This is a genomic window from Leptospira mtsangambouensis (genome assembly GCF_004770475.1).
Lineage (GTDB): Bacteria > Spirochaetota > Leptospiria > Leptospirales > Leptospiraceae > Leptospira_A > Leptospira_A mtsangambouensis.
On the sequence record NZ_RQHK01000003.1, the window covers coordinates 110,364 to 126,984 of the forward strand.

At 37.7% G+C, this 16,621-nt stretch carries 19 protein-coding genes; 11 read left to right on the forward strand and 8 right to left on the reverse strand.

Features of this window, described 5'->3' with window-relative positions:
- Nucleotides 1-22: 22 nt before the first annotated feature.
- Nucleotides 23-235, reverse strand: coding sequence for an STAS domain-containing protein (locus tag EHR01_RS19205; protein WP_167482935.1), 213 nt, complete (start codon nucleotides 233-235; stop codon nucleotides 23-25).
- 186 nt (nucleotides 236-421) lie between these two features.
- Between EHR01_RS19205 and EHR01_RS07060 the strand changes: the two genes are divergently transcribed.
- Nucleotides 422-727 carry a hypothetical protein gene (locus EHR01_RS07060; protein WP_135693999.1) on the forward strand — a complete coding sequence of 102 codons (306 nt, stop codon included), beginning with the start codon at nucleotides 422-424 and terminating at the stop codon, nucleotides 725-727.
- Between the two features lie 6 nt (nucleotides 728-733).
- Here the strand turns inward: EHR01_RS07060 and EHR01_RS07065 are convergent, their stop codons facing one another.
- Entirely contained in the window at nucleotides 734-1,648 is a 915-nt protein-coding gene (locus tag EHR01_RS07065; RefSeq protein WP_135694000.1) for an FxLYD domain-containing protein, read from the reverse strand.
- Nucleotides 1,645-3,075 (reverse strand): LA_3751/LA_3752 family putative glycosyltransferase, encoded by a 1,431-nt coding sequence (locus EHR01_RS07070; protein WP_244310012.1) that lies wholly within the window; start codon nucleotides 3,073-3,075, stop codon nucleotides 1,645-1,647. The genes EHR01_RS07065 and EHR01_RS07070 overlap by 4 nt, the downstream gene beginning before the upstream one ends.
- 47 nt (nucleotides 3,076-3,122) lie before the next feature.
- Between EHR01_RS07070 and EHR01_RS07075 the strand changes: the two genes are divergently transcribed.
- Nucleotides 3,123-4,229, forward strand: coding sequence for an SGNH/GDSL hydrolase family protein (locus EHR01_RS07075; protein ID WP_135694002.1), 1,107 nt, complete (start codon nucleotides 3,123-3,125; stop codon nucleotides 4,227-4,229).
- Between the two features lie 16 nt (nucleotides 4,230-4,245).
- On the opposite strand, the gene cueR is transcribed toward EHR01_RS07075, so the two are convergent.
- Nucleotides 4,246-4,635: a Cu(I)-responsive transcriptional regulator gene (gene cueR, locus EHR01_RS07080; RefSeq protein ID WP_135694003.1), complete on the reverse strand. Its 390-nt coding sequence runs from the start codon at nucleotides 4,633-4,635 to the stop codon at nucleotides 4,246-4,248.
- Between the two features lie 110 nt (nucleotides 4,636-4,745).
- Between cueR and EHR01_RS07085 the strand changes: the two genes are divergently transcribed.
- The 6 genes from EHR01_RS07085 to purT all read left to right on the forward strand — a co-directional run bounded on the left by EHR01_RS07085 (nucleotide 4,746) and on the right by purT (nucleotide 10,134).
- Nucleotides 4,746-5,180 carry a hypothetical protein gene (locus EHR01_RS07085; RefSeq protein ID WP_135694004.1) on the forward strand — a complete coding sequence of 145 codons (435 nt, stop codon included), beginning with the start codon at nucleotides 4,746-4,748 and terminating at the stop codon, nucleotides 5,178-5,180.
- Entirely contained in the window at nucleotides 5,173-5,376 is a 204-nt protein-coding gene (locus EHR01_RS07090; protein WP_135694005.1) for a heavy-metal-associated domain-containing protein, read from the forward strand. The genes EHR01_RS07085 and EHR01_RS07090 overlap by 8 nt, the downstream gene beginning before the upstream one ends.
- On the forward strand, nucleotides 5,360-7,564 hold the full coding sequence (locus tag EHR01_RS07095; protein ID WP_135694006.1) for a heavy metal translocating P-type ATPase: 2,205 nt from the start codon (nucleotides 5,360-5,362) through the stop codon (nucleotides 7,562-7,564). The genes EHR01_RS07090 and EHR01_RS07095 overlap by 17 nt, the downstream gene beginning before the upstream one ends.
- Nucleotides 7,565-7,590: 26 nt before the next feature.
- Nucleotides 7,591-8,418, forward strand: coding sequence for a helix-turn-helix domain-containing protein (locus EHR01_RS07100; protein ID WP_135694007.1), 828 nt, complete (start codon nucleotides 7,591-7,593; stop codon nucleotides 8,416-8,418).
- Nucleotides 8,415-8,885 (forward strand): ankyrin repeat domain-containing protein, encoded by a 471-nt coding sequence (locus tag EHR01_RS07105; protein ID WP_135694008.1) that lies wholly within the window; start codon nucleotides 8,415-8,417, stop codon nucleotides 8,883-8,885. Before EHR01_RS07100 ends, EHR01_RS07105 begins: the two co-directional genes overlap by 4 nt.
- A gap of 76 nt (nucleotides 8,886-8,961) precedes the next feature.
- Nucleotides 8,962-10,134 carry a formate-dependent phosphoribosylglycinamide formyltransferase gene (purT, locus tag EHR01_RS07110; protein ID WP_135694189.1) on the forward strand — a complete coding sequence of 391 codons (1,173 nt, stop codon included), beginning with the start codon at nucleotides 8,962-8,964 and terminating at the stop codon, nucleotides 10,132-10,134.
- Between the two features lie 68 nt (nucleotides 10,135-10,202).
- On the opposite strand, the gene EHR01_RS07115 is transcribed toward purT, so the two are convergent.
- Entirely contained in the window at nucleotides 10,203-10,943 is a 741-nt protein-coding gene (locus EHR01_RS07115) for an adhesin OmpL37 family surface protein (RefSeq protein WP_135694009.1), read from the reverse strand.
- A gap of 187 nt (nucleotides 10,944-11,130) precedes the next feature.
- Between EHR01_RS07115 and EHR01_RS07120 the strand changes: the two genes are divergently transcribed.
- Genes EHR01_RS07120 through EHR01_RS07130 form a run of 3 tightly spaced genes read left to right on the forward strand, consistent with a single transcriptional unit; the run spans nucleotide 11,131 to nucleotide 14,308 of the window.
- The gene (locus EHR01_RS07120; RefSeq protein WP_135694010.1) at nucleotides 11,131-12,627 is read left to right on the forward strand and encodes an ABC-F family ATP-binding cassette domain-containing protein; all 1,497 of its coding nucleotides are present in this window, start codon (nucleotides 11,131-11,133) and stop codon (nucleotides 12,625-12,627) included.
- Nucleotides 12,624-13,550, forward strand: a complete 927-nt coding sequence (locus EHR01_RS07125) for an ABC transporter ATP-binding protein (RefSeq protein ID WP_135694011.1) — start codon at nucleotides 12,624-12,626, stop codon at nucleotides 13,548-13,550. The genes EHR01_RS07120 and EHR01_RS07125 overlap by 4 nt, the downstream gene beginning before the upstream one ends.
- Nucleotides 13,547-14,308, forward strand: coding sequence for an ABC transporter permease (locus EHR01_RS07130; RefSeq protein ID WP_135694012.1), 762 nt, complete (start codon nucleotides 13,547-13,549; stop codon nucleotides 14,306-14,308). Before EHR01_RS07125 ends, EHR01_RS07130 begins: the two co-directional genes overlap by 4 nt.
- Nucleotides 14,309-14,382: 74 nt before the next feature.
- Here the strand turns inward: EHR01_RS07130 and EHR01_RS07135 are convergent, their stop codons facing one another.
- The 3 genes from EHR01_RS07135 to EHR01_RS07145 all read right to left on the reverse strand — a co-directional run bounded on the left by EHR01_RS07135 (nucleotide 14,383) and on the right by EHR01_RS07145 (nucleotide 16,605).
- Nucleotides 14,383-15,123: an SCO family protein gene (locus tag EHR01_RS07135; protein ID WP_135694013.1), complete on the reverse strand. Its 741-nt coding sequence runs from the start codon at nucleotides 15,121-15,123 to the stop codon at nucleotides 14,383-14,385.
- A complete protein-coding gene (locus EHR01_RS07140) occupies nucleotides 15,120-15,614 on the reverse strand; it encodes a toxin-antitoxin system YwqK family antitoxin (protein ID WP_208721748.1) in 495 nt (164 codons plus the stop codon). Before EHR01_RS07140 ends, EHR01_RS07135 begins: the two co-directional genes overlap by 4 nt.
- Nucleotides 15,615-15,690: 76 nt before the next feature.
- A complete protein-coding gene (locus EHR01_RS07145; protein WP_135694190.1) occupies nucleotides 15,691-16,605 on the reverse strand; it encodes a YHYH protein in 915 nt (304 codons plus the stop codon).
- Nucleotides 16,606-16,621: the final 16 nt, after the last annotated feature.

Genomic DNA, 16,621 nt, shown 5'->3' on the forward strand with positions numbered 1-16,621 from the left:
GATTCGTACTCTTACGTATATTCTAGTCGATTAGGTGAAGGATGGTGTCGAGTTTGTTCAATCGAAAGACAGTGCGAATGAGTTTATTGACCCCTCGGATTTGTAATTGTAGGTGCTGGGATTCCAGTGCAGAATGAAACTTCATCAATTCACCAATGGTCGCACTATCCAAAGACATGGAGATTTCTGTAAAGTCCAAGACCACGTCTTCCTTCGTATTGTGAATGGTAGACATAATTCTTTCCCGGAATCCACTGAGTCCATCAAAAGAAAGATCATTGTTCTTGATTTCGATTACAATTGCCAAGGTTTAAAACTATTTTTATAAGTTCGTAAATTTTGAAAGGATTTTTCCAGTTTGATTTTTTGTTTCTGAATTGTTTTTCAAATCTTTTTATGATGGGATTGTATTTGGTTTTGTATGTCAGTGAGTCAGAGGCAACTAAAATTGATTAAGGAAGCGGCCGAGTTACTGGTTATGGAACACCGCCTAACATCAGAAGAAGCAGTTTTGGTCATCTCTACAGCCATTAAAAAAGAACTTTCCATTCGTAATACCAATTTTGAAAAATTAGAAACTGGTTCAAAAATAGAACGCACTAGCTTCACGCGGAATGTCGTAAAATCTGTCCAGGATGCGTTAGAATCCAATCCCTATTGGCGATCTCATAATTTAGATAAATCAATCGACAATTTTTACAGAGTCCTACATAGGCATTGGGATTAATCCTTTTTATAGATTTGAATTTTCTTTTAAAATAGAATCTGTTTCGCAATAGTAAGAATCTGGAATTTGTTTTGCCCTTGCAAAAATAATTTCAAAGTTTAGTGATTCTTTTGGTAAAAAATCTTCTTTGTCTAAACTAATACTTCCGTAATCAATCGTTTTATTTTGTTTGTCGATGAGCAAACAAGTGATGCGCGTAAAGTTTGCAGTTGTTATTCCTTTGTTTTTGATTTTTCCAACAAGTTTGATTTCTTTGTATGCATTCCGTTTGAAATCAATTTCTTTTAATACTAGTTCTGGTCTTTTGTGATCATCTGGTATGGTTGTGGCTGTGACTTTAGTTTCGAAATTTGAAAAATTCGGTGCTTTTTCGGCTAACACTTGGAAAACGACAGATTCTCCATCTGCAACAACATTCTTTTCTGCATAACCTTCGTTTGATCCAACGATTGTCCCTTCTTCGTTTAATAAATCAACGGTAAACTTGGGCATTAGTAATGGTTGTCCACTTTTGTTAGTGAATTTCCCAACGATGTATATGTTTCCAATCCCGTCTGGAATTGGAGTTGTAAATTGAAATTCTCCTTCTGGATTGATTTCTATGGATTCCAAATTGGGATCTATCTTGATGGTTGTAGTTTCTTCTTCTGATGGACCTTGGCCCCATTGAAGATTTTTAAAGTATGTAAACACAGAAGATCCTAACACAACCCAAACCACAACGATCCCTGTGATTAGATTTTTCCAATTCCCAAGTGGATTTGTATCTGATTTTTGTTGTGTTCCATATACTTTTGGAGGAGGGAGATCAACCATACTTCCTGTTGGAAGGCGATCAAAACAATCCCCACAGCGGTACACTGTCGCAGACTCTTGGTAAATATTGGTACTCCCACAGCTTGGGCATTGTTTGGTATTCATTGGCGTTTGTATTCCGTTATTTGAATGGGGAGTAAGGCATCTGGCAATTGATAATGTTTTTCCATTTTGTATTCTCCCAACTTTCTATTCTCTGGATCCGTTACAATTGGACCAAGTGGAATTGGTGAAGGAGGGAGTTCTAAAAAAACAAATGAGTCGGCATTTTTTGCAGATAAAATTTGGATGAATGTTTTTTTACTAAAATTTGGTCTGAGTAACAGTATATCTTTTTTGGTCTGATGAGAAGATATATTTTCTAAAACAGGCAAACTTACAAAAGAAAAATCGGAATTATTAAAAACCAAAACATTGTTTTCTAATTTTGAAATTTCAGACATTGTATTCGTTTGATATTTAGAAATTTTTGTCAGTTCTTTTGATTTTTGAAAAAGTAAATTAATTTGATACAACGATAGAATGAAACAAATTACTCCCCATGTTTTTGTGAATTTAGTAATTGTTCGTTCATTATCATTGTTTCTGAGTAAAAGAATATACAGAGGAAAGAGTCCGTAAAAATACCTAGGTGTATTATGCCCTCCTGTATTAGGAGAAATGAGAACCAATAGAAAAGTAACGAAAATGATAGTGAGGTATTGGTATAAATTCTTTTTTTGACTAATTGCCTTTATCAAATAAATAATGAATAAAATAAAAATGGGAATTTGTTCTAATAAAATTTTAAATAAAAACAAACTTGTGTTTGTGCTAAAGTGGAATTCTGGGCTTTTCACAAAACGGAGGGGAAAAAAAGTTCCTAATGTTATTTTGTTAACAATGGAAAAAACAAACCCTGTCAGCATAAAAGTAATGGTGATATTTCTCCAATTCTTCTCTTGAGAGAAAAATAAGAGAATGAGGAAAATGGAAACTGCCATTTCCGGTCGCATCCAAACTAAGCAGATTGATAAGATTCCAGGTAATACATTCCATTTGCGATGAACAAGGTATAAAATGGAAATTTCTAAAAAGAAAAATAAGATTGTATCATGAATCAAAAAAATATAGATCGGTATTGATGATCCAAATAACAAAAGTATTGTGGCAATTCCGTCTTTTTTGATTTGATAAAAAATATAAATAGAAACAAAAAATAAAACGAATTGTACGAATCTAATCCCAAATTGTCCATTGATAACATAAAACGGCGCCGAAAAAATTGGATAAAAATTTGGGAAAGTGGAGTATACAAATCCATTATATACATGGAAAAAAAGATCTGGTAAAGGGAAAAATTGGAAGTTCGGATCTAACAAAAAGGAATCATAAGGTAAATAAAATTTACCTTGGAGTGCTAACTTGATTTGCCATTCCAAAAGTGCAAAATCAGAAAATGGATCGATTTGTTTTGTATTGAAGAACAAAAAACCTAAAACCAAAATTCCCAAACTAACAAAGAAACCTATTGCTTTTTTTGATTGATCCATGTGAAATCGAAAACAGGTATACTCTTCTTCCATTCCAAAGATCCGCAATGAAAAAAGATATTCGCAAAGCCACTTTTCTTTCTAAACCCATAAAATTGACTTTTTATGCCATTGTTTTCTTTTGTGGGTCATTGTTTGTGACGAGAACCATTGATTCCTTTGGGTTTTTAGAATCTTCCTATGGCCATTACCATTTCCCTGTAAGTAGAAAAATTCCTTATTTTCGACAAGGGGAAAGAGAATTTGGGCAAATCAATGAATTTGGGGTTCGAATTGGAAGTACAAAAAGTAACTTTAGTTGCGGTTATTTGTTATTAGGTGATTCGCAAACATTTGGTTCTGGAATTTTTTGGAAGGATACTTTTTCTGAAATTTTAAATCGAGAGACAAACTGCCAGTGGACCAACGTTGGGATTCCTGGGTTTACTTTAGAAAACGAATTTTCGATGTATCAAAAGGTAAGTCCCTTCTTAAAAGAAAAAACTGTATATTTAATCGTTTATGGTAATGATATATATGAAACAGGAGACACTCCAGACTATTTACATTTTGTTAACCACCAAAAAATGTATCTTCAGCTTTCATCATTTTTTTTTCCAAAAGCTACTCGTTTGTATTTGAAACAAAAATACTTTGTATCCATTCAAAAACGAATGGAAGACGAGTTGGAAAGAGTATCAAAACTTCCTTATTCTCCATCCACTCATAAGGCCAAAAAAAATGAGGTAGTTGATTTTTTCCCCCTAAAAACTTTATTCCAAATTAGTCCGACTTACCTTTCGAGTGCTCTTGATACAAAATCGTTTGCAAAAATAAATTTTGAAAGATGGCGTCGGATTTTTTTTCAACTGAAAGAACAAATAGAAAAAGACGGCAAACATTTAAAGGTAGTTTATCTTCCATTGGAAGTTGAATATGATAGAACACGTTATGAAATTTATAAAAACATTGGATTTCAAATGAACCCTAGTTGGTTAGAATCTGATTCCGAGTTGGTTTTGGATTTAATCCAATTAACCAAAGAAAATCATATTCCATTTATCGATTTACGAAATTTTATGAGATACAGAACGGATTTGTTACAAAATGGAGATATTCATATCAATGAAGTGGCCACCCGAATGATTGCCGATGTTCTCAAAAAAGATTTATAAATTATTCTTTTTCTAATTAGGTTTGTTCTAAGTTTTTTAGAATGGGACAGTCAGGCCTATTGTCGCCATGGCAATGTTTGACGAGATTTTTTAAAGTATCAGACATATCCTTTAGTTGTTTTAGTTTTAAATCTAATTCATTTAAATGTCTTTCTGCAAGTAACTTTACTTGTTTGCTACTTCGTGACTTGTTTTTCCATAACCCAAGTAAACTTTTTATATCTTCCAATGGGAAACCAAGTTCTCTTGATCTTTTGATAAAACGTAAGTAGTGGATGTCATCGGTTGTATAGGATCTATAGCCATTTTCAGTCCTTCCTGCTTCTGGAATGAGTCCGATACCTTCATAATGACGAATGAGTTTTGAGCTGACTCCAGATTCTTTAGAAAGTTCTCCAATATTCATAAGGTTCTCCCAAAAAAAAATTTAGAAAAATAGTAAAAAAATGAAATCGGCTATTGACCTTCCAATAGTTGGAAGGTTTAGACTGGATTTATGTTAACAAAGGAGTTATCATGAAGCCAATCAAAAAATTCGTCAAACTTGCGGTTTTGGTTTTTCTGGTTAGTACCAATCAGATGGCAGCGCACGGAGAACACAAATCCGGCCCGCATGGAGGTGCGATTCGGATGCCAGGGGCTTTCCACACGGAAGTGCTTCCTTACCAAAATTTGGGATTTAAAGTGTATCTACTTGATATTAATTTTGAAAATCCTACTTCCAAAAATTCGAAGTTACAAGGTAAGGTTGTATCAAATGGAAAAGAATTCCCTTTAAAATGTACGGGTCATCCTGATCATTTTTATTGTGAAATTCCCAAGGGAAGTTCCATTTTGGAGGGAGAATTGATTCTTTCTCCTGAATGGAATTTTCAAAAAGGAGCGGAAGTAAGATACAAACTCCCGTTATCTGAGGTTAAGGAAGAAAAGAAGGAGCATCATCATGGTTAATTATGAAATAGAAGGAATGACTTGCGGGCATTGTAAAAATACTGTAGAGAAAGTGTTTGCAGAGAATGGAAAAGAAGCAACTGCAAATTTAGATTTAAAAACTGTCTCTGTGAAAGAATCTTTAACGGATGCGGAGTTGAATTTACTTCGTGAACGTTTGGGTGAGGATGGATATTCTCTTGGAAACGCTAAATAATACCACCGAACGAACATTAGATTTATTTGGTATGACCTGTGCAAATTGTGCCCTTCGCATTGAGAAGGGCCTAACCAAAATGGATGGAGTTTCTGATGTTCGAGTCAACTTTGCTCGCGAATCTGTTTTTTTGCGAACCACTGATTCCGTCACCGTAGATTCTTTATTAAAAAAAGTAGAATCTCTTGGATACTCCGCACTGGTTCATGATGCAAATCAACAATCTGAAACTGAGAAAAAACAAAAGGATCAAACTCGAAATTTAAAAATTCGTTTCCTTTTGTCTTTGGTCCTTTCCTTACCATTGTTTTATGGAATGGTTACCCACTTCAGTTTTTTAAGTTTTATGCCTATGCCACATTTTTTAATGGACCGGTTTGTCCAGATGGCAATTGTTTTCCCAGTTCAGTTCCTCATTGGTTTTCCGTTTTACAAATCTGCCTATCGTGCACTAAGAAATGGATCTGCCAATATGGATGTCCTTGTTGTCATTGGGACAAGTGCTGCTTACGGTTATAGTATATTCGGTAAAGATTTATACTTTGAAACCTCCGCGGTTCTTATCACTTTTATTCTTGGTGGTAAATGGATTGAACATTATGCCAAGGGCAAAAGTAGCGATGGGATCAATGCATTACTCAAACTTCGACCAGAGACTGCCACTGTACAATCCAATGGGATTTGGACGGAAGTTCCTAATGAATATTTGAAAACTGGGGATCTTGTATTGGTAAAGGCGGGGGAACGATTCCCAATGGATGGAATTGTTTCGGAAGGAATCAGTTTTGCCGATGAATCAATGTTAACTGGTGAAAGTATGCCAGTAGAAAAAAAAATCGGTGATTCGATTCTGAGTGGAACAGTCAATGGAAATGGTTCGCTGGTGGTGAAAGCAACTAAAGTAGGGAATGATACAACACTTTCACATATCATTCGTTCTGTGGAAGAATCACTCGGTACCAAAGCACCCATCCAAAGGATTGCAGATCAGATTTCTGCATATTTTGTTCCGATTGTGATTTCAATTAGTGTGGTTGATTTTTTTGTTTGGTATTTTGTATTAACACCTGGCGATATTACATCGGCTATTGAAACAAGTATTGCCATTCTTGTGATTGCCTGCCCATGTGCCTTGGGACTTGCCACTCCAATCTCTTTACTTGTGGGAACGGGAAGAGCCGCCAAACATGGAGTGTTGTTTCGTAGTGCAGAAGCTTTGGAGTCAGTTTCCAAAATCAATTGGATTGGTTTTGATAAAACTGGAACTCTGACAGAAGGAAAACCAAAAGTCACCGAAATGATCCATTATGGATTGAGTCATTCAGACCTAAACCAAATCTTACTAAACATCATACAGATGGAACAAACTTCTGACCATCCATTGGCCAAGGCCATTGTTGGATATGGGAAGGAAAAAAATTTGTATCAAAGTTCAAATCCAATTGTGTCGACCAAAACTTTCCCTGGTGGCGGAATCCAGTCGGAACAAAATGGGAATACCTTCATTGCCGGCAAACGAACATTTGTAGAAGAGAACGGGTTTTTTGTGTCTGATACAATGAATGAGTCGATCAAAGTATGGTCGGAAGATGGATCGAGTTTGGTATTTGTTGGCATCCGAGGAAATGCAAATGGTATGGTTGTCTTTCGGATTGAAGATGGTTTGCGTAAAGATGCGATGGGGGCGATTGCCACATTAAAATCTATGGGAGTTGAACCAGTCCTTTTGACGGGGGACCATCCTAATTCTGCAAACAAAGTTGCGAAGTTAGTGGGGATCTCAGCGGTGTATGCCGGACTACTTCCTGAGGAAAAAGCAAAAATCATCACAACCTTCAAAACAAAAAAAATCCATTCAGCTATGGTTGGAGATGGAATCAATGATGCCCCAGCGCTTGCTTCCGCTGATGTGGGGATTGCAATGGGTACTGGATCTGATGTTGCTATCCAAACAGCTGATGTAGTGCTTGTGAATGGAGACATCCAAAGGATTGTGGATCTCATCACAATTGGAAAAGACACAGTCACGAATATTCGGCAAAATTTTGGTTGGGCTCTTGGTTACAATTTATTAGGAATTCCCATTGCTGCTTCCGGGCTTCTTCTTCCTTGGGTGAGTGGCGCTGCCATGGCGTTCAGTTCTTTATCTGTTGTTTTTAATGCACTTCGAATGAGTCGTTGGAAATAACAGTATAAATAAAAATGGTGTAACGATTGGACATTCGATTTATTAAACCACCTTCCCATTTTGAATCATCTGTTAAGGAATTTTGGATTTGGGAGGGAGTGAATGTCCGGGAACTCCCTTGGATACTGCCATCTTACGAATGTGAGGTGGTTTTTCATTTGGGTGAACCTCCGCTTGTAGAAACAGAAAATCGACAAATCATTAAGTTACCAAAGTTACACATCGTTGGCCCGCAAACAAGAAGGTGGAGGATTTTATCAGAATCAGATTTAAATTTGATTGCCATTCGGTTTTTTGTAGGAGGAATGTTTTCTCTTTTTTCCAAACGTGGAGATGAATTACAAAACCAATTTATTTCAATAGGTGATGAGTCAATGTTAGGTGAACTTTCGGATTTTGGTTTCCCTGCTGAAAATCGAATTTCTGAATTTCTCACTCGGTTTCTTAAAGAATATTCGGGACAACCTTCCGAAATTCCAACATATGTTCGGTTTGCACTTTTGGAGCTCACAAATCCAGCCACTCCCATCGAAGGCCTTTGCCAAAAATTGGGAATTTCCAGAAAACAATTGGATCGTAAATTCAAAGAAATTGTGGGAATGAATCCTTCTGAATACAGAACGGTGCACAGGTTACTTGAGATGGTGCGAAATCCTGACCACTACCGAAAAAACAATCCAGAACTCCGTTTTACGGATTTGGCACATGAATTTGAGTATTCTGACCAGTCCCATTTCAATCACGATTTCAAACGAATTTCGGGAAGTATTCCCAATGAATGGTTCGCAGAATATGAAAAAATGTCCCATTTTTACAATGGAGATTCGTCTCATACTGATAGGATAGAAACATGATACAAAACATTATCGATTTTGTTGGTAAAACTAAATCCAATCTCCGGTTACGCACCTTGTGTTCTGCCATCACACGAGAAGATAAAGATTCTTTTGATCTGTTATTATCCGATCCTGAATTAAAAGAAGTTTTGGTATCTGAGTCTGCATTGTTGCTTGGGATTGCTGTCACGGAAGTTTCTGATATCTATTATTTGAAAAAATTACTCACAATTGGTTTGGATCCGAATAGACCAGATAACATGGGTTTGTATCCAATTCACAAAGCAACTGAAACAGGAAATATCGAAGCTGTTGAAGTATTATTGAATTCTGCCGCCAACCCCAATGCTGCGGATCCCAGTGGAGTGACTGCCCTTCATATCGCCAATAGTTTTGATGGTCTCGGTGAAATTTCCGATCTATTGATTCGAATGGGTGCAAATGTCTACCAAAGGGATAAACTCGGCAAACGTTACTTGATGTAATTTAAAATCAATTTCCAACGAATGAGTGGCCATAATCTTCCTTGTCTGAATGAGCCACTTCCCGATCTATGTGATTATGATCGGAACTCCTTTTACTCCCAACGCTACTAAACTTTTACTTCTTGGATCCGGAGAACTTGGCAAAGAGGTTGCCATTGAGGCAAACCGTCTAGGTGTTCATGTCATCGCAGTTGATCGTTATCCGAATGCACCCGCTATGCTTGTGGCACAAGAATCTCGTGTCATCAATATGCTTGATCCTAAAGAGTTGGAAGCCACCATACGCGAGTTAAAACCAGATTTTGTAGTTCCCGAAATTGAAGCCATACATACAGAAACTTTGGTACGATTGGAAGCCGAAGGTTTTCGTATCATCCCAAGTGCCAAAGCTGTGAATCTTACCATGAACCGAGAAGGGATTCGTAATTTTGCTTCTCAAGAACTTGGTTTAAAAACCTCTAAATATCTTTTTGCCGATACGGAAGAAGGTTTTACGAAAGCGGTGCAAGAGATAGGTTTTCCATGTGTGGTCAAACCAATTATGAGTTCTTCTGGGAAAGGACAGAGTTTGGTACGAAACGAATCAGAGATACAAAAGGCTTGGAACTATGGGCAAACGGGAGGTAGGACAGGAAAAGGTAAGATGATCATTGAAGAATTTATCCCATTTGATTTTGAAATCACTCTCCTCACCATTCGGCATATCGGAGGAACTACTTTTTTGCCTCCCATTGGACATAGACAGGTGAACGGGGATTATGTGGAATCTTGGATGCCTCAACCCATGTCGGAACTTGCTTTAAATGCCGCTGAAAAAATTGCAGAAGCAGTTACCACTGGACTTGGTGGGATGGGAATATTTGGAGTCGAACTTTTTGTCAAAGGGGACGAAGTGTACTTTAGTGAAGTATCTCCAAGACCACATGACACAGGGCTTGTGACTCTTATCTCGCAAAATTTTTCTGAATTTTCACTTCATGCAAGAGCATTACTTGGTCTTCCCATTCCGGAGCTCATCTTTCAAACTCCAGCCGCCAGTTCCGCCCTTCTTTTAGAAGGGAAAACGACTTCGCCCGTTTATACAGGCATTGAGGAAACTTTAAAACTAAAGGGAGTAGACATCCGAATTTTCGGGAAACCAGAAATTGATGGGAAACGACGAATGGGTGTTAGTTTAGCATTGGGAAAAACAATCGAAGAAGCCAAAGAAAAAGCAAACCGTGGCCGAGACTACATTCAATTAAAATAGTTGATGAAATAAAAATAAAAAATCAATCAGAATAGCATTCGATACCGAATGATATTTGATTCTTTGGATTAATCTTTTTTGATTTCCGGAGCTTTGTAGTTTGTCATCATTGTTTCGTAGATACTTTCTTCTCCAAAAGGTAAAAAAGAATTATCATAATGAAGTGCGATCAGTCGGTTGTTTCCTTTCCCAAAACCGCGAATGAGTTCTGATTCGATGGAATCAAAATCAGAAAACTCGATGGAATCCATAAACTTACCATCATGTAATAAGTTGAGAAACACTACAAACTTCCCTGCATGTTTTAAAATTTTTAAAGAAAATAACATTTCACGTAGTTTCAAAAGATAAAGGAGAGGGCGAGTGTTCCTTGCCATCACTAACTTTTGTTCGGCTTCACTTACATCCCTAAGTGCTAGGCGTAAAAATGCCCTTGTTTGAGTTTTTTCTTTATCTCGAGACTTACCACCAAGTAATACAAGTTCAGAACGAACCAACGTGATATTTTTAGTTAGAATTTTGTCATAAAGTCTAATGAGTTTTGATTGTGTGGAACGAACGGCTAAATAGGCATCTCCATATTTCCCTTGGATGTGTAGACTTTTGAATCGCAAATACTCATCAATGATTTCCTGGTATTCTTGTTTTTCTTCTGGGCTTCCCAAATGGATGACGCTGGAGTCAAGTGAACGAACTAGTAAATAATTTTCTTCAGCACCAAAGGCCACTTGTAAGTTGCCATTGGCATAGGTTCTTTCACCTGCGGAGAGGCAAAGGAAACTAAGGATAAAAAAAAGAAAAGTTCGCACAGTATAGTTTCGGAATTTTGGGACCTCAAAAAAAGTCCATAATTTGACAGGTGTTTTTCCCTGTGATTATGTCTTTGGAATTTGGATTTCTTGGCCTAATGTTCCCTATTTCTTTTCGTTTCTACTCGTCGTTTCCGGTTCTTTTTCGATCCTGGTTCTAACTAGAAGGGTAACCTTCGGAAATGATATGATCAAAATCTCTGGTTTAAACAAACAATTCAATGGTAACGTCTTATTTGATGACTTACAATTTAGCGTCAATCGTGGCGAACGTGTCGGCCTTGTCGGTCGTAATGGGCATGGTAAATCCACGCTTGTCCAAATCATTTTAGGAAAGTCTGAGCCAGACTCAGGGAACATCACCATTCCGAAAGGATACCGCATTGGGCATCTAGAGCAGCATTTGGTTTTTACCAAACCCACTGTTTTGGAAGAATGTGCCCTTGGCCTTCCAGAAGGGGATGAATACGAAACCTGGAAAGTAGAACGTATTTTATTTGGTCTTGGATTTTCGGAAAAAGACATGGAGAGAAGTCCAGATGAATTTTCTGGTGGATACCAAATCCGAATGAACCTCGCAAAACTTCTGGTTTCAGCTCCCGATATGCTCATCTTAGATGAACCAAACAACTATTTAGATATTGTCACTATACGTTGGTTAGAGGAATTTCTCCGTGAATGGGAAGGAGAAATCATTCTCATCACACATGATAGAAGTTTTATGGATAGCGTTGTGACTCACACTGTAGCCATTCACAGAACCAAAGCCATTAAGGTCCAAGGGGATACAGAAAAGTTATACACACAGATCAACCAAGCAGAGGAGATCTATGAGAAAACCAGACAAAACGAAGCGAAAAAACGCAAACAAGAAGAGATCTTTATCGCAAAGTTTAAAGCAAAAGCAAGTTTTGCAAGTCGTACCCAATCTCGTGTGAAAAAGTTAGAAAAACAAGGTGAAATGAAAGCACTCGACACCATTGAAGATATGGAACTTTATTTTAATAGCGCTCCATTTTCCGCAAATCAGATGTTAAGTGTTGAAGAAGTTTCTTTTTCTTATAACAATAATGCTCCTTTTTTATTTGAAAACTTTTCCATTAGTGTTGGGCCAGAAGATCGAATTTGTATCATAGGGAAAAACGGAAAAGGAAAGTCTACCTTGCTGAAGTTAATTGCCGGAGAGCTTACACCCGTTTCCGGTGCCGTCAAAAAACATCCAATTTTGAAAGAAGGGTATTTTGGACAAACCAACAAATTGAACATGAACGAAAGTAACACCGTTGTCCAAGAGATCATGAGTGCGGATTCCAATTGTTCCGAAGGAAAGGCAAGAAACATTGCCGGTGGGCTTATGTTTTCGGAAGACCTTGCTTTAAAAAAGATTAAGGTTCTCTCTGGGGGAGAAAAAAGCCGGGTACTTCTTGGAAAAATTTTGGTCACTCCTTGTCATCTATTGTATTTGGATGAACCAACCAATCACTTGGACATGCAATCTTGTGACTCACTCATTGAGGCCATTGATAACTTTGATGGTTCCGTGATCATGGTAACACACAACGAAATGCACTTGCGCGCTGTAGCTACAAAACTAATTGTATTCGATGATGACCGAGTTTTTGTCTATGACGGGGGTTATGATGACTTCCTGAATGACATTGGCTGGAAGGACGAAACTGTTTGAAATCAATCCTCACTCTAAAACAAGTTTCCAAGTCTTATGACAATGGATTCCAAGCACTAAAGGATGTAAATTGGGAAGTAAAAGAGGGCGAAATCCACGCTCTTCTTGGTCCCAATGGAGCAGGAAAAACCACTCTAATCAATTTGATTTGTGGAATTGTTTCACCAAGCGGTGGTGAGGTGACTGTGTCCGGATTTAACATCATTGGAGACTTTAAAAAAACAAGATCTCTCATTGGACTTGTTCCCCAGGAACTTAGTGTCCATGCCTTTGAGACGGTTTGGGCCAGTGTGTCTTTTACGAGAGGGCTCTATGGAAAACCAGCCAACCCAAAGTACATTGAAGAAGTTTTAAAATCACTTTCCCTTTGGGACAAAAAAGACCAAAGGATTATGACATTGTCCGGTGGAATGAAACGTCGAGTTTTAATCGCCAAAGCACTATCACACGAACCAAAAATTCTTTTTTTGGATGAACCGAGTGCAGGTGTGGATGTTGAATTACGAAAGGATATGTGGAAGATTGTAGAATCTCTTAGGAAAAATGGAGTGACCATCATCCTAACCACTCACTACATCGAAGAAGCGGAATCCATCGCCGACCGAATTTCTGTGATCCGAAAAGGTGAGATTTTTCTGACCGAAAATAAAGATAGGCTTATGAAACAACTCGGTACCAAACAACTCCGGATTGAACTTAAAAAAAGCCTAAAACAAATTCCAAAGTCTCTTTCAAAGTATGAATTGGAACTTGTTGATAACCACTCGGCTCTTGTATTTACATATGATCGCTCTGATGATAGTAGTCTCATTACTAAACTTTTGGATGATTTGAAAAAACTAAAAATCCAATTTAGTGATTTGAGTACAAAACAAAGTTCACTAGAAGAAATTTTTGTTCAATTATTACAGGAGGCTGTATGAATTTCTACGCAATCCAATCTATTTATAAATTCGAAATGGCAAGAACCTTTCGTACACTTTTACAAAGTATCGCTTCTCCTGTCCTTTCCACTTCTTTGTATTTTATTGTTTTTGGATCGGCCATTGGATCCAGAATCCAAGAGATTGATGGAATCCATTACGGAAGTTTTATAGTGCCTGGCCTTGTGATGTTGTCACTACTTACTGAAAGTATTTCGAACGCTTCCTTCGGAATATATTTTCCAAAGTTCAATGGGACCATTTATGAAATTCTCTCGGCTCCGGTGACGATGTGGGAAGTTGTGATTGGGTATGTCGGAGCTGCGGCCACTAAATCACTCATGCTTGGTGTGTTAATGCTGATCACTGCGTCCTTTTTTGTGCCCATTCGTATCGATCATCCTATCTTAATGGTGTTTTTTCTTGTGCTAACGTGTGTTAGTTTTAGTTTGTTTGGGTTTGTGATAGGAATTTGGGCGGATAGTTTTGAAAAACTCCAGATGATTCCTATGCTTGTCATCACACCACTTGTATTTCTCGGAGGAAGTTTTTATTCCATCCAAATGTTACCACCTTTTTGGCAAAAATTAAGTATGTTTAACCCGGTTTTGTATTTGGTGAGTGGGTTTCGGTATAGTTTTTTTGAAAGGGCAGATGTAGCACTTTCTGTTAGTATTTCGATGATTCTTGTGTTTTTGACTCTTTGTTTGACTGTGACTTGGATTATCTTTAGAACCGGTTACAAAATCAAAAACTAGACTTCAAACAATAAGTAATCAAATCTCCAATTCTAATTACTTGAACAATCTAAGGATTCAAAAAAATCCTTAGATTAATAGTTTTTTCTTAGTTTTCGTAAATCTTCCACTAACCTCTGTATATCGCCAGTCCCTTTTGCGCGGTAGATCCCTCGCAGAAATCTATCTTTATCAAATAAAAAGATATTTTCTGTATGAACAAATTCATACTTGCCTCGTTCGACAGAAAATCCTTCCATTTCTGCACCGCAAGTCCCTTTGGCAAATTCTTCGATCATCGTTTCTTTACCTGTAAAAAAACTCCAATTTGTATTTTTAATTTGGTAGTTCTTTCGATACTTTTCTAAAACGGGGACTGTATCTTCTTTGGGATTGATCGAAATGGAAAAAATTTTGAGTTCTGGGAATTCAGAAAAATTTGGTTCAATTTGGATTAAGTTTCTTGTGATGAGCGGACAAATCCCACGACAAGTGGCATAAAAGAACACCACCAAATGTTCGCTTGGTGCCCAGTCCTTGGGGGAAATTGTTTTTCCTGTATGTTCGATTAGTTCCAATGAATTTGGAACCCGTTTTAAGTTTGGATCCAATTCTGGATTGTCTCTCCAAACCGGATCAAAATCTTTTCCTGAAAAATAAGGAAGAAGATTTGGATTGGGACTTTGTTCTGATGGTTTGCACTTTAAATTTACCAAACAGGTGGTAAAGAGAATTAACATTAGGATCCAAGATGGGAAAAAAACATTAGGGTTACGTTGGATTTTTTTTTGTTCGGATGGTATGGGAATCTTCGAAGTCAAAAACAATGAATTCATGGAAGATTTTTTTCCTCCTCGGGAATGGGATCACAAAGTTTGCTTCCAGGCCTTCCAAAACTTTCCCCTGTTTCCAAAAACACATGGTTCAAATAAATTTGTCCACGTTTGTTCCATTTTTTAGTAACTTTGGGTTTTCCGGAATCGTAGAATGTTTGATAGGTGGCCATTTGCCCATTGTCAAAATAGTCAATAAACTCACCTATGGGTTTACCATTATCAAATTCGGATTTTTGACGTAAGTTCCCATTTTCAAAATAACTGATTTGTTTTCCGTGTTTTTGTCCATACCGAACATTTCTTTCTTCCATTAGAGTTCCATTCTCTTTTTTTGCCGTATAACGGCCGTGAGGAACACCTTTGTAAAATTCAGTTTCATAGATTTCTAATAGAATCGGACTTTTTTGAACGAGGATTCCCGTTAGGGGTTTTCCTTGGTAAAGTAGGAAATGGTTGGAATCTTCCGAAAGTTCCTTGTCCTCCGCATTCACGCGAACCTCGGAACAAAAGAGGAAAGTGAAGTGGAAAATTAGGGAGAGGAGAATCCATCTCCCTATAAAACGAGTGTTAATTGGAAACTGTCCCCGGAGTTCCATAAAAATTAGAACCTATGAGAGTGTTTATTCCGGCAATGGCATCACTAGCAAAGTGGTAATGGTAGATTCCGCCTGGGAATAGCAGTGTTGCAGCAGTATGACCGTGATTTGCATCTAATGCCGAACCGACTGTTCCTGGAACATTATCATCTGCAGTGGTGACAGTGTTATTATCACAATGCAAACCATAAACAGGAAATCCATCGATGAGTACCCCAATTAAGTTTGCATTGTTATTTGTTACGTTGAGCGGTTGGGAGTGGTGGTGGTAAACACCTGAACTTTGTGGGTGTCCATTGAACTTATCAAAGGTTTGCGCTTCAGTTGCGAGTGTGTCTCCCGGTGCAGCTGCATTGTTGAAGATGGCAAGGCCATTCACAGTAATCCCTACAGAGGCATAACCACTTTGGGTTCCCACGAGCGCTCCAGACTTTGCAGCAGGAGAGCTTGGGATAGTGTATACCAAACACTGAGATGCAATTTGGTTGTTCCCTGCTGATTTTTGTCCACCAGCCAATGCTTCATACATCGGAGAAGTTGTTCCAAAATAAAAACTTTTGTTATTGGGAATGTTTTGTGATCGGAATACATAATTAGAACCAGAAACAGAACCGACTGAACATTTAAAGTTATTTCGAATCCAAGCAGGTAAATCAGCTGACATAGAAGAAGTCATTCCAGTGATACAATCTGTACTCGCATTGAGAGTTGCGGTTGAGTTGACTACTGTGGTTCCGGTATATGCTGCGTTGGCACAAATTTTTGTCGCAGCAGCTGCTAACAACAATAAGGTTTCTTCGTCGGAATCTGATTTAGGTTTGCATAACGACAAAGAAAAACCGATGAGCAGGAGGAGGGAAAAAGTTCGAAAGTTCAGAACTGGCATAGTCAAAACAAATTAG

Coding starts and splice junctions, on each gene's coding strand:
- EHR01_RS07145 (WP_135694190.1), bottom strand. CDS start 16,605: ATGCCAGTTCTGAACTTTCGAACTTTTTCCCTCCTCCTGCTCATCGGT.
- EHR01_RS07065 (WP_135694000.1), bottom strand. CDS start 1,648: ATGAATACCAAACAATGCCCAAGCTGTGGGAGTACCAATATTTACCAA.
- EHR01_RS07085 (WP_135694004.1), top strand. CDS start 4,746: ATGAAGCCAATCAAAAAATTCGTCAAACTTGCGGTTTTGGTTTTTCTG.
- cueR (WP_135694003.1), bottom strand. CDS start 4,635: ATGAATATTGGAGAACTTTCTAAAGAATCTGGAGTCAGCTCAAAACTC.
- EHR01_RS07090 (WP_135694005.1), top strand. CDS start 5,173: ATGGTTAATTATGAAATAGAAGGAATGACTTGCGGGCATTGTAAAAAT.
- EHR01_RS07075 (WP_135694002.1), top strand. CDS start 3,123: ATGAAAAAAGATATTCGCAAAGCCACTTTTCTTTCTAAACCCATAAAA.
- EHR01_RS07130 (WP_135694012.1), top strand. CDS start 13,547: ATGAATTTCTACGCAATCCAATCTATTTATAAATTCGAAATGGCAAGA.
- EHR01_RS07060 (WP_135693999.1), top strand. CDS start 422: ATGTCAGTGAGTCAGAGGCAACTAAAATTGATTAAGGAAGCGGCCGAG.
- EHR01_RS07070 (WP_244310012.1), bottom strand. CDS start 3,075: ATGGATCAATCAAAAAAAGCAATAGGTTTCTTTGTTAGTTTGGGAATT.
- EHR01_RS19205 (WP_167482935.1), bottom strand. CDS start 235: ATGTCTACCATTCACAATACGAAGGAAGACGTGGTCTTGGACTTTACA.
- purT (WP_135694189.1), top strand. CDS start 8,962: ATGATCGGAACTCCTTTTACTCCCAACGCTACTAAACTTTTACTTCTT.
- EHR01_RS07105 (WP_135694008.1), top strand. CDS start 8,415: ATGATACAAAACATTATCGATTTTGTTGGTAAAACTAAATCCAATCTC.
- EHR01_RS07120 (WP_135694010.1), top strand. CDS start 11,131: ATGATCAAAATCTCTGGTTTAAACAAACAATTCAATGGTAACGTCTTA.
- EHR01_RS07135 (WP_135694013.1), bottom strand. CDS start 15,123: ATGAATTCATTGTTTTTGACTTCGAAGATTCCCATACCATCCGAACAA.